Origin of the sequence: Mangrovibacter phragmitis, from assembly GCF_040429585.1 — a bacterium.
GTDB classification, from domain to species: domain Bacteria; phylum Pseudomonadota; class Gammaproteobacteria; order Enterobacterales; family Enterobacteriaceae; genus Mangrovibacter; species Mangrovibacter phragmitis.
Genome location: NZ_CP134782.1, coordinates 4795577 through 4809067 on the forward strand (window position 1 = coordinate 4795577; position 13491 = coordinate 4809067).

The 13491-nt window shown below is 48.7% G+C and carries 16 protein-coding genes; 7 read left to right on the forward strand and 9 right to left on the reverse strand.

Features of this window, described 5'->3' with window-relative positions; translation table 11 throughout:
* Positions 1-29: 29 nt before the first annotated feature.
* The 9 genes from deoA to MPHASIOC01_RS23130 form a co-directional block, all read right to left on the reverse strand.
* Positions 30-1352, reverse strand: coding sequence for a thymidine phosphorylase (gene deoA, locus MPHASIOC01_RS23090; RefSeq protein ID WP_064598666.1), 1323 nt, complete (start codon positions 1350-1352; stop codon positions 30-32).
* A gap of 53 nt (positions 1353-1405) precedes the next feature.
* A complete protein-coding gene (gene deoC, locus MPHASIOC01_RS23095) occupies positions 1406-2185 on the reverse strand; it encodes a deoxyribose-phosphate aldolase (RefSeq protein WP_353614973.1) in 780 nt (259 codons plus the stop codon).
* Between the two features lie 274 nt (positions 2186-2459).
* Positions 2460-3737 (reverse strand): NupC/NupG family nucleoside CNT transporter, encoded by a 1278-nt coding sequence (locus MPHASIOC01_RS23100; RefSeq protein ID WP_064598662.1) that lies wholly within the window; start codon positions 3735-3737, stop codon positions 2460-2462.
* Between the two features lie 159 nt (positions 3738-3896).
* Entirely contained in the window at positions 3897-4688 is a 792-nt protein-coding gene (locus tag MPHASIOC01_RS23105; protein ID WP_064598660.1) for a TatD family hydrolase, read from the reverse strand.
* Positions 4685-5749, reverse strand: a complete 1065-nt coding sequence (locus MPHASIOC01_RS23110) for a patatin family protein (protein WP_064598658.1) — start codon at positions 5747-5749, stop codon at positions 4685-4687. Before MPHASIOC01_RS23110 ends, MPHASIOC01_RS23105 begins: the two co-directional genes overlap by 4 nt.
* Before the next feature lie 104 nt (positions 5750-5853).
* Complete coding sequence (locus tag MPHASIOC01_RS23115) at positions 5854-6015, reverse strand: DUF1328 family protein (protein ID WP_064598656.1); 162 nt, start codon at positions 6013-6015, stop codon at positions 5854-5856.
* Between the two features lie 112 nt (positions 6016-6127).
* Complete coding sequence (gene osmY / locus MPHASIOC01_RS23120; RefSeq protein ID WP_353613360.1) at positions 6128-6745, reverse strand: molecular chaperone OsmY; 618 nt, start codon at positions 6743-6745, stop codon at positions 6128-6130.
* 377 nt (positions 6746-7122) lie between these two features.
* The gene (gene prfC / locus MPHASIOC01_RS23125) at positions 7123-8712 is read right to left on the reverse strand and encodes a peptide chain release factor 3 (protein ID WP_353613361.1); all 1590 of its coding nucleotides are present in this window, start codon (positions 8710-8712) and stop codon (positions 7123-7125) included.
* Between the two features lie 256 nt (positions 8713-8968).
* Positions 8969-9616 carry a LexA family transcriptional regulator gene (locus MPHASIOC01_RS23130; RefSeq protein WP_353613362.1) on the reverse strand — a complete coding sequence of 216 codons (648 nt, stop codon included), beginning with the start codon at positions 9614-9616 and terminating at the stop codon, positions 8969-8971.
* Positions 9617-9733: 117 nt separating this feature from the next.
* On the opposite strand from MPHASIOC01_RS23130, the gene MPHASIOC01_RS23135 reads away from it, so the two are divergent.
* Genes MPHASIOC01_RS23135 through eexR form a run of 7 tightly spaced genes read left to right on the forward strand, consistent with a single transcriptional unit; the run spans position 9734 to position 13406 of the window.
* Positions 9734-9985 carry a helix-turn-helix domain-containing protein gene (locus tag MPHASIOC01_RS23135; RefSeq protein ID WP_000451746.1) on the forward strand — a complete coding sequence of 84 codons (252 nt, stop codon included), beginning with the start codon at positions 9734-9736 and terminating at the stop codon, positions 9983-9985.
* A gap of 55 nt (positions 9986-10040) precedes the next feature.
* The gene (locus MPHASIOC01_RS23140) at positions 10041-10910 is read left to right on the forward strand and encodes a hypothetical protein (RefSeq protein WP_353613363.1); all 870 of its coding nucleotides are present in this window, start codon (positions 10041-10043) and stop codon (positions 10908-10910) included.
* On the forward strand, positions 10897-11559 hold the full coding sequence (locus tag MPHASIOC01_RS23145) for a DUF6475 domain-containing protein (RefSeq protein WP_032081042.1): 663 nt from the start codon (positions 10897-10899) through the stop codon (positions 11557-11559). Before MPHASIOC01_RS23140 ends, MPHASIOC01_RS23145 begins: the two co-directional genes overlap by 14 nt.
* Entirely contained in the window at positions 11546-12094 is a 549-nt protein-coding gene (locus tag MPHASIOC01_RS23150; RefSeq protein WP_353613364.1) for a lytic transglycosylase domain-containing protein, read from the forward strand. The genes MPHASIOC01_RS23145 and MPHASIOC01_RS23150 overlap by 14 nt, the downstream gene beginning before the upstream one ends.
* Complete coding sequence (locus tag MPHASIOC01_RS23155) at positions 12091-12390, forward strand: flagellar transcriptional regulator FlhD (RefSeq protein ID WP_353613365.1); 300 nt, start codon at positions 12091-12093, stop codon at positions 12388-12390. Before MPHASIOC01_RS23150 ends, MPHASIOC01_RS23155 begins: the two co-directional genes overlap by 4 nt.
* On the forward strand, positions 12387-12920 hold the full coding sequence (locus tag MPHASIOC01_RS23160; RefSeq protein ID WP_000566752.1) for a FlhC family transcriptional regulator: 534 nt from the start codon (positions 12387-12389) through the stop codon (positions 12918-12920). The genes MPHASIOC01_RS23155 and MPHASIOC01_RS23160 overlap by 4 nt, the downstream gene beginning before the upstream one ends.
* A gap of 54 nt (positions 12921-12974) precedes the next feature.
* The gene (gene eexR / locus MPHASIOC01_RS23165; protein WP_040132805.1) at positions 12975-13406 is read left to right on the forward strand and encodes an entry exclusion protein EexR; all 432 of its coding nucleotides are present in this window, start codon (positions 12975-12977) and stop codon (positions 13404-13406) included.
* Positions 13407-13491 lie beyond the last annotated feature (85 nt).

Consider the following 13491-nt stretch of genomic DNA (forward strand, 5'->3'; position numbering starts at 1 on the left):
AAAAGAAAGTGATCAGATCAGTATGCCAGTTATTGGGTGATAGTGCTATATACCACCGGAGTGTCAGCCACAGGGGTGCTACCGATGGTGATGGCAGTTTTCACCATTTGTGCCGCAGCCAGCCATTGTTCTTCACCGCGTGCATGGACAATTGCCAGAGGGCGCTGCTCATCAATTTTCTCGCCCAGACGCACAACATCAGACAACCCGACGCTGTAATCAATCTCATCGCTGGCCTGATGGCGCCCTCCCCCCAAAGTCACCACAGCCATGCCGAGCATACGGGTATCCATCGCACTCACATAGCCACTGGTGTCGGCAAACACGGCTTTACTGAGCATGGCTTCAGGCAGGTAACGGTCATAATGCTCAACGAAATCGGCAGGCCCGCGCTGTGCGGCAACCATGCGGCCAAAACACTCTGCGGCTTTACCGTTATCCAGCACGTCATTCAGCATCTTCCGGGCGGCTGTTTCATTGGGAGCCAGTTTGCCAGACAACAGCATTTCAACGCATAACGCCATAGTGACAGCCTCCAGGCGCGGATTACGCTGCTCTCCCGTGAGGAAGCGCACGGCTTCCCGCACTTCCAGCGCATTCCCCGCCGATGAAGCCAGCACCTGGTTCATGTCTGTGAGCAAAGCGGTGGTGCGCACACCTGCGCCATTCGCAACAGAGACAATTGCCCGGGCCAGTGCTTCAGACTGTTCATAAGTTGGCATAAATGCGCCGCTACCTACTTTGATATCCATCACCAGCGCATCCAGCCCTTCAGCCAGCTTTTTCGCCAGAATAGAGGCAGTTATCAACGGGATAGAATCTACCGTTGCGGTGATATCCCGGGTGGCATAAAAGCGGCGGTCAGCCGGAGCCAGGGAATTGGTTTGCCCAATAATGGCCACGCCAACAGAAGAAATGATGTTGCGAAAATGCGTATCGTCCGGGTAAATATCAAAGCCGGGAATGGATTCCAGTTTATCCAGAGTGCCGCCAGTGTGGCCCAGCCCTCGCCCGGAAATCATCGGCACATACCCACCACAGGCTGCTACCATGGGGCCTAACATCAGAGAAGTCACATCGCCCACACCACCCGTGGAGTGCTTATCCACAACCGGACCATGCAAATTGAGCGCTGACCAGTCCAACACTGTGCCTGAATCCCGCATTGCCATTGTCAGCGAGACACGTTCAGACATCGTCATATCATGGAAAAAAATTGTCATCGCCAGGGCTGCGATTTGCCCTTCTGAAACGGTGTTATCGCGGATCCCGTTGACAAAAAAACGGATCTCTTCGTCACTGAGCGGGTGTCCATCACGTTTTTTACGGATAATTTCCTGGGCAAGAAACACTGTCGCCTCCTGAAGGTGTCAGGGAGCCAGGGCGGGCCTGCTCCCTGGAAGAATCAATATTGACTGTTGCTCTGGCCGTCACCGTGACCAAGAGCTTTCAATAAACTGGCAAGCAGGCTGGAAGCACCGAAGCGGAAATGGCGGGCATCTGCCCACTTTTCGCCAAGAATGTCGTCAGCCATTTGCAAATACAGTTGTGCATCTTCGGCGGTACGCACGCCGCCAGCAGGTTTAAAGCCCACGGTTTCCTGAACGCCCATATCCCGAATGACTTCCATCATCAGGCGCGCACTTTCCGGTGTCGCGTTAACCGGCACTTTCCCGGTAGATGTCTTAATAAAGTCGGCTCCAGCATTAATGGCAATGGCAGAAGCCTTGCGAATCAGTGCTTCCGTTTTTAACTCACCGGTTTCAATAATGACTTTCAGCAGCACATTCGCAGCCTGGCAGGCAGCTTTACAGGCACTGACCAGCGCAAACCCGGTATCTTCATCACCAGCCATTAATGTGCGGAAAGGAAACACAACATCCACTTCATCCGCGCCATACGCAATGGCTGCACGGGTTTCTGCCAGCGCAATCTCGATGTCATCGTTGCCATGGGGAAAATTGGTCACTGTTGCAATCCGCACATCCGGCGTTCCCTGGGCCTTCAGCGCTTTACGGGCTACGGGAATAAAGCGCGGATAAATACAAATGGCCGCAGGTGTTCCCACGGGTGTTTTGGCCTGGCGGCACAACGCGATAACTTTTTCATCCGTGTCATCGTCATTCAGGGTGGTTAAATCCATTAAGTGCAGTGCCCGCAGGCTGCTGCTGGTTAAATCATTCATCATCGTCTCCAACGAAAAGCATGGCACAGGCGCCCGGAATCAGAGCTTAAGCTCACCACACTCTTTCAGTTTCGCAATATACAATGTTAAAATTCTAACATTCATCACCAGCCATGTTTTGTGGAGGGTTTCGCAAAACAGCGAACTCTGGCGATGTTCCTGCAACAATTATATGCGACAGACAAGATAAAATCACGTTTGCAAAAAATGAGAAAGGCCGGTTATCCCCCGGCCTTTTTGGCATCGCCAAATGTTATAAAAATAACAAAATGTTCTACATTGACAGGAATACCCCGGCAATGGTTGCACTCATCAGGTTAGATAGTGTCCCGGCGGCAACCGCCTTTAAGCCCATGCGCGCGACATCATGGCGACGGCCCGGCGCCATACTGCCTAACCCACCAATCAGGATGGCAATGGAAGACAGATTGGCAAAACCACACAATGCAAAGGAGATAATCGCTTTGGTGTGAGCAGACAATACTTGCAGGCCAGCAGCTGCCACGGTTGCGTCATCGTGGAGGTAAGCGCCAAAATTCAGGTAGGCTACAAACTCGTTAATGATCAGTTTCTGCCCAATAAAGGAACCAGCGACCGTCGCTTCATTCCACGGCACACCAATAATCCAGGCCAGAGGAGAAAATACCCAGCCCAGAATCAGCTGCATGGAGAGTTCCGGGTGATTAAACCAGCCACCTACGCCCGACAAAATACCGTTGAGCAAAGCAATCAACGCAACAAACGCTAACAGCATTGCCCCGACATTCAGCGCCAGTTGCATACCAGAAGAGGCACCAGAGGCCGCAGCATCAAGCACATTGCTTGGGCGGTCAGGATCGTTTTCACCAATTTTCAGATCCGGCGCATCATGAGGCGTTTCAGTTTCCGGCACAATCAGTTTGGCAAACAGCAGGCCACCAGGAGCCGCCATGAACGAAGCCGCAATCAAATACTCCAGAGGAACACCCATCTGTGCATAACCAGCCAGCACAGAACCGGCAACCGAGGCCAGGCCACCACACATGACGGCAAACAATTCTGAACGTGTCATTGTGGCTATATAAGGCCGTACAACCAGCGGCGCTTCAGTCTGACCAACAAAGATATTCGCTGTGGCAGAGAGTGACTCAGTGCGCGAGGTTTTCAACACATAACGCAAACCACCGCCAAGAATACGGATGACCAGTTGCATGATCCCCAGGTAATACAGCACAGCAATCAGTGATGAGAAGAAGACAATAATGGGCAGAACGCGCAACGCAAAGACAAAGCCCTGGTTACCAAACACCTCGAACATTTTGTCGGAAGCCAGGCCACCGAACAGGAATGAAATCCCGTCATTGCCGTAGGCAATCACTTTCGCAACGCCTTCCGACATTGCCAACAGAACCTTACGCCCAACAGGCACATAAAGAACCAGTGCACCAATTAATACCTGAATAACCCAGGCACCAATTACAGTGCGAAAATTAATAGCTTTACGGTTACTTGAAAGGAGCACGCCTATCAGTAACAACACGATCATGCCCACTAACCCCATGAGGATTTGCATAGATAGATTCCTGCGCCTGAGAGAAATATTCGTTAACAGAATTATTGGTTGAAAACGCAGGCATTATAACGGCAGGCAATCACTAAATTGATATATGAATCACGTTATCTACGCAACAAATACAAACGTTAATCTTATACAGTGACATAGATCACACTTTTAAGTGGTTTGCGCAACCAATGGGAAAAGTGCGCAAGTATTTTTCCACACAGCTTCAGCTATTTCCTCCGGATATTCACTACGCAACTGACAAAGTATGTCAAAAATCATCGCAACCCTCTCCGGGCGGTTAGGCTGCCCCTGCCAGCCATTGAGAGGCATATCCGGCGCATCCGTTTCGAGCACCAGCGCGTCAAGCGGCAATCTGGCAATGGCTTTACGTGTTTTCGCTGCCCGGGGGTAGGTAATTGTCCCCCCCACACCAATGTAATAACCAAGCTCCACAAAACGTATTGCCTGTTCAAAACTACCGGAAAAACCATGTACCACACCGGTTTTAGGTAAGGAGGCCCGGCGTAATAACATTGCCAGTTTGTCATGAGTGCGCCGTGAATGAAGAATAACCGGCAACTGCCAGCGTTTTGCCAGCGCAAACTGTGCTTCCAGCATAGCTATCTGCTTCGGCAGGTCAGGCGTTTCACGGTATGCATCCAGCCCGGTTTCCCCCACGGCCACTACTTTTTCAGGCTGCTGCGCTAACAGGCGTTCCAGTGCCGGCAATGCGTCATCGTGATGCTGTTCGATATACATAGGATGCAGGCCCAGCGCGGCATAGACCGTCGGGTGTCGGCTTGCCAGCGACAACACCGTGCTAAACCGCCCGGCACTGATTGCCGGAACAATAATTTTCTCCACACCTGCGCTTGCGGCACGCGCCAGGCTTGCCGTTTCATTGCCAGTAAACGGAGGAAAATCAAAATGGCAGTGGGTATCGATAAACCGGTATGTCACGCACTGTCTCCCTGTTCCAGGCAGTCATCGCGGCCAAAAGTGTCATCATTTGCCTGGCCTGCTGGCACAACATCATTGGCGGCCTCACCCGGAATAATCAATTTACTGGCGGCAGGTAACTGCGTTGCCGCCGGGTGCTCTGTAGTTAACCATTTTGCGATAGTCGCCAGAAAATAGCGCCCACACAACCGCCCGGTTTTATAGTCGGCGCGTAACGCAGGCAGGCGGCTTCCCAGCGCCATACTTTTCAGCGCCACCGGTGGGTATATTTCAATCACATTCACCCCATCGGGGGGTGACTCAATAAACTGCTGCGTTGCGCTGTAACAGGCTTCATGGTGCTGAACCAGGTTAACCAGAGGTTGCAGACTACTTTCACCTAACCAGCGTTGCATACGTTGAAACCACTGCGGTGTGTAATACATTTGCGAAGGCACCGTGCGAATAACCACCACGGTTTTTGCTCCACGACGCACAGCCTCCCTCACCGGGATAGCATCACTAATTCCCCCATCCTGATAACTGATACCATTCAGCGTCACGCCATGACGGTAAAAACCCGGTATCGCGCTGGAAGCACGGATAAGGTCCATCCAGGTATCTGCATCAGGAGTAAAATATTCTGGCGTGTAATCATCACTACGGCAGGCACACAGATAGAAACGTTTACCCTCGTCAAACAGCCTGGCCGCCTTGTCCATTGCCAGCGGCATGGCTTTCGCAGTGGAGTCCACCAGCCAGTCGAGGTCAATAAGGTGCCCACCGCGCATAAAGCGCACCGGGTCAAAAAACGCTCTTTGGGTGGTATAACGGGTGATAACACGCCAGGCATAGCCCCGCTGCCCGCACAGCCAGGAAGACAAGTTCTGCGCACCAGCAGATGTTCCATAGAAATCATCAAACGGATTGAAGCCGGCACGCAGAAACTCATCAAGCACACCAGCAGTAAAAATGCCTCGCTGCCCACCACCTTCACATACCAGCGCCATTTTACCTGGTTCAAAGGGCCTTAACGAGAGTGGGGAGAGTTCCCCGAGTGTCACCGGTATATATTGTCCCATGGGCGTTCTGCCTGGTTAGTGATACAAAAGGAATGATTCAGACATTAAAAAGCCAGTCGCCCGGACTGGCTCTTACTCAACCATGTTGTACCACACTTTCCTGTCTATGGACGCCGACGACCAGTAAAAAGGCTGACCAAAAAGAGTACAATGCCGACAACAAAGACTATCTTCGCAGCCCATGCGGCGGTACCTGCCAGAGCACCAAAGCCTAAAGCCGCCGCAATCACAGCCACAATTAAGAAAATAATTCCCCAACGAAACATAAACGCTCCTTACCCAAAGTGAATAATGATTGCCACCGGTCAGTGCACCAGTAACACCTGGTTGGTTCGCGTCGGGCCTGCCTTTAGCAAGCCCGGGTCCGTCTGACTACTCTTACGATTTAACTTTTAGTTCATTTTTGACGCTTTTCACGCCATCAATGGCCTTGGCAATGGTTTCTGCACGCTGCGCCTGCGCATTGTTATCCACCGTACCAGTAAGCAGCACCACACCCTGGGTGGTTTCCACTTTTATTTTGCGCGACGGCACAATGTCATCGGCAAGGAATTTCGCCTTAATTTCACTGGTTGTTGCGGTATCACCGGCATAACCTTTCAGGCTTTGTGAATCGCTGTCTTTAACCTGCAACTTGTCACTGACTGATTTCACGCCATCCACACCTCTGGCAACATTCACTGCCGTTTCAGCCAGTTTCTGGCTGGTGACAAACCCGCTTAAGGTCACGATACCTTTGTTTGTATCGACGGAAATATCGGTACTTTTAACCGAATCATTATTCATTAAAGCCGTTTTCACTTTTGCCGTTATGGCACTGTCATCCATGAAATTACCGACTTTAGTGACAGAATTATCGATTTTTTGTCCCGCTGAATCCGCCATGGTCTGAGCATCTGAAGTGATGGTACTTTCAGCAAATGCTGTACCACTCGCCAGAACAGAACCCAACGCAATTGCCAGCAGAGAGTGAGAAACCTTGTTTGTCATTTTCATCGATTCTTTCCTTATGTTTGCTCAGTATTTGAGCCAGTGCTGGTGGTAACCAGCCGCTATTCACCACACCTGAAAAACGCAATGATGGTGAATAAATTCAACAAAAGAACAATTAACCAAGATTTAAAACCGTAATAAATATATTTATTAGCGTTTTAAACCAGAACTTACTGTCAGGAGTAACTATAGTTCACTGACAGTAAAAAACGATCGGATAAACAGAAAAAACTGCTGAACAGGGCTAATTTCGAGGGTTTTTAAGAACATTCTGCGCAAAAAACACAATGACAGAAAGGATATAAAAAAGCCTGACCAGCATTAATGTCGCGGGCCAGGCTCTGGCAAAACCGGTACTCACCGGTTAGCAAAATACCCTGTTAGTGTTCGCGCGTTTTGCGGAATGTCACGTCAGGGTAACGTTCCTGGGTCAGGTTGAGGTTAACCATGGTTGGTGCGATATATGCCAGGTTATCTCCCCCATCCAGCGCCAGTTGTGCTTCATTTTTGCGTTTAAATTCTTCGAATTTTTTCACGTCTGAGCATTCAACCCAACGGGCAGTGGCAACGTTGACAGATTCATAAATAGCTTCAACGTTGTATTCACTTTTCAGACGCGCCACAACGACATCAAACTGCAGCACACCAACCGCACCAACTATCAAATCGTTATTGATAAGCGGACGGAACACCTGCACCGCACCTTCTTCCGACAGTTGTACCAACCCCTTGAGCAACTGTTTTTGTTTCAGCGGGTCGCGCAGGCGAATGCGGCGGAACAACTCAGGGGCGAAGTTCGGGATCCCGGTAAACTTCATGTTTTCACCCTGCGTGAAGGTGTCACCAATCTGGATAGTGCCATGGTTATGCAAACCAAGGATATCGCCAGGATAGGCTTCTTCAACATGAGCGCGGTCACCAGCCATAAAGGTCAGGGCATCAGAAATCACCACATCTTTGCCAGTGCGCACCTGGCGCAGTTTCATGCCTTTTTCATACTTACCAGACACCACGCGCATAAATGCCACACGGTCGCGGTGTTTCGGATCCATATTGGCCTGAATTTTGAAAACAAAGCCGGTGAATTTCTCTTCCCGGGCTTCAACTGTACGCGCATCAGTCTGGCGTGGCATAGGCGTTGGAGCCCAGGAAACCAGGCCATCAAGCATATGATCAACGCCAAAGTTACCCAGCGCGGTACCGAAGAATACTGGCGTAATATCACCGCTCAGGAACAGGTCTTCATCAAACTCATTGGAAGCCCCTTTCACCAGCTCCAGTTCATCACGTAATTGCCCGGCCAAATCATCACCCACAGCTTTATCCAACTCAGGATTATCCAGGCCTTTAACAATGCGAACTTCCTGAATAGTGTGGCCCTGGCCGCTCTGGTACAGGTAGGTTTCGTCTTTATACAGGTGATACACGCCTTTAAACAATTTTCCACAACCAATCGGCCAGGTGATGGGCGCGCAGGAGATCTTCAGTTCGTTTTCGACTTCATCCAGCAACTCCATTGGGTCGCGGATATCACGGTCGAGTTTGTTCATAAACGTCAGGATAGGCGTATCACGCAAGCGTGTGACCTCCATCAGTTTACGGGTACGGTCTTCAACACCTTTGGCCGCATCAATCACCATCAGGCAGCAGTCTACCGCGGTCAGAGTACGGTAAGTATCTTCAGAGAAGTCTTCGTGCCCTGGGGTATCGAGCAGGTTAACCAGACAGTCGTGATACGGGAACTGCATGACCGATGTGGTGATAGAAATCCCACGCTGCTTTTCCATTTCCATCCAGTCAGATTTTGCATGATGGCTGGAGCCACGGCCTTTCACGGTCCCTGCGGTCTGAATAGCCTGTCCGAACAACAATACTTTCTCAGTAATGGTTGTTTTACCCGCATCCGGGTGAGAGATGATAGCAAAGGTCCTTCGCTTATTGATTTCATTAAGAAAATCTTGGTTTGCCATGTATAAATTCTTTTAGTTTGTACACGGATTTGTACACACTTTTGGAAGTACTCTCTTTTCAGTTCTTCGCTTGTCAAATCCGTCGTGTTAATCGTAATTGGCCGCTATTTTCGCTGATCTTGACTTTATAAACAATCAATGGTCATCTAAACGGTTACCATTTACTCTCAGCGTGCGCCAATGCTCAGTTGTAGCTGTTTGCAATCGTTGCTTCTTCAGCTCATGAACAACTGTGGCTAAACCACAAATTCCTTCGCTACCAGAAATCGATGATAGCTTGTTGTACTACACCAATGATGGTGCAGTTGCCGTTGATCGGTATTGCCGGGTATTGGGGGTTCAAAGGTTTTAGGTACTTCTGTTCACCATCAATAACCAACTGCTTAAAGGTTGCTTCTTTCGAATCATCCAAACGCGCAACAACCAATGAACCTGAAGAGTAAGGTAACTCAGGATCAACAACGATCACTGCTCCCTCAGGTATGGATTTTTTTCCGCTTGGATTTTCCATACTGTCGCCTTTTACGCGAAGTGCGAAACAACCCTCATGTGCTTTCCCTGTGACTTCACGCCACTCTTCAGCATCTTCATGGGCAAATCCCTCCGCTATTTCAGTCCAATCACCAGCCTGAACCCAGTTAATGAGAGGAATTCTTCCCTTAATGTCAGGCCCAACTTCTACATTACCGACCCCCAAGCCAATCTCGCCATCACCTGTGGCGAGCCAATGAGCATTCACGCGAAGCGCTTCCGCGATCTGCATGGTGTAACGAGACCTAGCCGATTTACCAGAGCAAATCTGGCTGATCGACTGCTGTTTGATACCAATGCGGCGAGCCAACTCAGACTGAGTCACCCCAGTAAGCTGCAAGGCATGGTTTAGTCGTTCGGATAAAGTTTTCATAAGCCCGTATTCTACAAATAAAACTGTAGCCTTTCAACAATTTTAACTGTTGACTAATCTACAGTTTAAACTGTAACATTCAATCTTGTAACAGTTATTATTGTAACAGGAGACGGTATGGAAGTGTTCAACACAACACAAAAACATCTCCGCCGTGCCATTGACTTGGTCGGCGGGCAATCAGCATTAGCACGAGCCATCAACTCAAAACAGCAAAACGTCTGGTTTTGGTTGAATAAATCAGGGCGTGTTCCCGCTGAATTCGTTTTACCCATCGAACAAGCTACGCAAGGACAGGTAACCCGATCTCAGTTAAGACCGGACATCTATCCGGAATGCCCAAGCGAGCTGAAAGCCAGTAACCAGTAGGATTAAGGGCAAATAATGGTCAGCATTTTACGTAAACACAAAAGCGAGTTCCTCCATGCGTGATTATGGCAAGGTCTATACCCGCTTTTGGCTAAAGCAAAACGTTTTGTCCTGGAGTGACTCAGCGAAGTTGCTAGGACTGTATTTGCTTACATGCCCGCATTGTAATTTGCTTGGCTGCTTTCGACTGCCGATTGGTTACGTTGCTTCTGACTTGAACTGGGATGAGCAACAGGTTGCCAAGGCGTTAAGTGAGTTAGAACAAGATCAGTTCCTCATTCGTTGCGAGGAATCCGGTTGGACTTTGATTCGGAGCTTTCTGAAGCACAACCCAATCGAAAACCCAAACCAAGGTAAGGCAGCCTTTCGGTTGTTTAAAGATGTACCTGCCGACTTCGTTGGTATGGCATCGCTTTTGAAATCTCTTGCCGCTTTTCAAGCTCGGCTACCAGAAGAATTTTCATCATTGTTTATGCCTGATGGCAACCCGGTAAGGGACTCTCAACGGTCGGATGACTCTGAGAGAAGCAATAAACCAACAGTTAAAACTGTTGACCACATACAGTTTGAAGACTTCTGGGATGTACAAATACGCAAAGAAAAAAAAGCGAAAGCCAAAGAAGAATGGCTACGCATGGGCCTCAACGAAGACCATGAACTCGCCTTGGAAGTGCTAACACGCTGGAAAGAGCAACGAGACAACCGATTACAGTATCAAGATCGGACTAAGACCCCTATGCCACATAACTGGCTTTCAAACCGGCAATGGGAAGACGAGTACGTTCGCATTGATGAAGTACAGCAATCATCGACGAGCCTAAAGGGCAGCAATCACCAATTGAACATTGAAGAAAGCAATCGCCGCATTGCTGAAAGCTGGGCCGGACTAGGTATTCGGGAGGTTCGTTCAAGTGCAGGAGGTTGATAAACGCGAGTTTGCTGAAGTTTGGGGAGCTGCTTGGGCCATGTATGGCAAAAGCGTATCACCACAATTGCTATCCATCGCATTTGAAGCCCTTCGTGCTTATAGCATTGAAGAAGTGCGAATCGGTCTGACTCGGCATATTCAATCACCGGATACTGGGCAATTTTTTCCAAAGCCCGCTGACGTCATCAAGCATATCGATGGCAACTCGGGTTCTAGAGCCATGGTTGCTTGGAACAAAGTTGACAAGGCTGTTCGTCAGGTTGGCGCTTGGACATCCGTGATGTTTGACGATGCGCTTATTCACCGCGTTATTTCAGACATGGGGGGATGGGTTGAACTCTGCAAGGTAGATGACAGGGAATACCCCTTTAAACAAAAAGAGTTTTTAACACGCTACCAGGCTTACTTGTTGCGGGACGAAGTGGGTGAATACCCAAGGCTATTACAAGGTATTGCAGACCATCAGAACCAGCAAAAAGGATTTGATATGCAAGCGCCGGTTGCCGTGGGCGACTGGTCAAAAGCAGCACAAGTTTATACAAGAGGCATCACCGACTTTAGCGCAGTGCCTTTGAAAAGAATAAGCCCGAAAGCCATTCAGGCGCTTCTCGGAAATCAATTAGAGGACAAAAATGAAAACGATTAAAGCAAAAACCATTGCCCTAGTGATAGCCATGTCCGCAAGCACTTCAGTCTATGCGTTTCCGGGCTATCAGTGGGAAAAAGCAGCACAAAGCGTTGGTATTGATCCTGTCATACTCTACGCCGTTGCCTTGGCTGAGTCCGCCTCACATCGTGGTCTCAACATGACCAGCCCATGGCCATACGCAATTCGCAATGGTTCAAATGCAACCTACGCCAAATCTAAGACAGAAGCAGAGCAACTGTTAAATCAAGCACTGCAAGAGACTGAAAAATATCAGCTCGATATTGGCCTAATGCAAATCAATTTGCATTGGCACGGACATCGGGTGAGCTCAGCAACAGAACTGCTAGACCCCATCACCAACCTAACTGTCGGCTCCAGTATTTTGGCCGAAGCAATCAAATCTTCACCAAACGATTTAGTGCTTGGCATAGGCCGCTATCACAGCTGGAACGAAGAGCGTGCACGCTGGTATGGGCAAAGAGTGCTTTCTATTTATCGCAATATTTTACATGAACTGGAGGTCCGTCAATGACAACCAATCAACAAGACTTCTATCAATTAAATTTGGCGTACCTACACGCAGCACGGGCATTGGCGCGCATTGATCCGCAAGAGGCGGTCTTGCGCTTTGGACTTACACGCGATGTGGTTGATGCGCTGATTAATGCTGGAGTTGACGACCTTCAACGAGTGGCGACCTCATCATTCATGCTGTTTCAACCAAGGGGTAACCAAACCCAACTGATTGAGATGGTGAAGAGCAAAGGCACAGGTATCCCAAGAATCGCTTATTTATTATCAACCCTAAACAACAAGGGGGATGCATGATTGATAACCTGTCCAAAAGTGAGCTGTTTACCCGAGCCTCGCTGCTTATTAAATACGGATTTCGAACAACCATTATCGCGCTCGATACAGGTTTGCCAATCCACATTATCAGAAGGCTGCACAAAGAAGTGACTGGCAAGTCACCTTGTCCTGGTCAATTGCCAGAATCTGATGCCATCGTTAAAAGCAGAAGAGCCCTAGTTGAAGGCTCCCTGCTGATGGCGCTTTATGTCAATATTGGTGGTGATAATGTCTACAAGAAATTAAATATCGATGCTTTGATGAAGGCTTACGATGCGTACTTGGTTGCAAGAGAAGAGGCAGATCTTCCAGCTGAGATCCCCTGGAAAAAACTGACCATCAATGAAGGTTGGGTTCTAGCTCGTGATTTAAGATCACAGCTTGCATCCTTACACCGGTGTCGATGCGGCAGTCTGTATTTGACGGTATCTCAACAGCGCATTCAGCTTAAATGTCCTGTGTGTGAGATTATGGCCGAGCAAACCACTAGAGCACTTTTTGAGAACTAACATGCTGATGCATGATTTGATTGTGCACCGCCCGTGCACTTTGAGAGTACTAAGATGATAAAATTACTTAAATCTTTACCAGCACGCTGCTGGTTTATATCACTGGGGCTTTTTCTGGCGACTTTGGCTGCGGCTCATTTTTTTCCCTCAGAAATATTAACGGCATCTGCCAAGTTAGCGGCTTTGCCATTTCTGATTTGCACCGTCGTTTTTTTCAGCTACTTGGGATTCAAAGCGACCTGTAATCCCATCGGACTTATAGCCATCATCACTATGCTTGTAGCAATCGCATATTGGCAAGCGAGTTGGACAATTTTATGTGTCGGTTTAGCCTTCTTAGGCTTAAGCGGACTAATCCATTTATTTCAAAGACAACTGAAAGATACCGGTCGAGAACTAAGCCTGAGCGAAAAAAAATATTGGTACTGGGTAAACGAATTTGCAGATGGTCGCTCATCTATCCTCCCTAAAAAAACAAGGTCATAGTAAATTGACTGCTTTTTTACTTATACTCAAAAAATTGATTGGCACTTTCGTACTACGAATGAAAAATGCCATTTCCATCAATGAA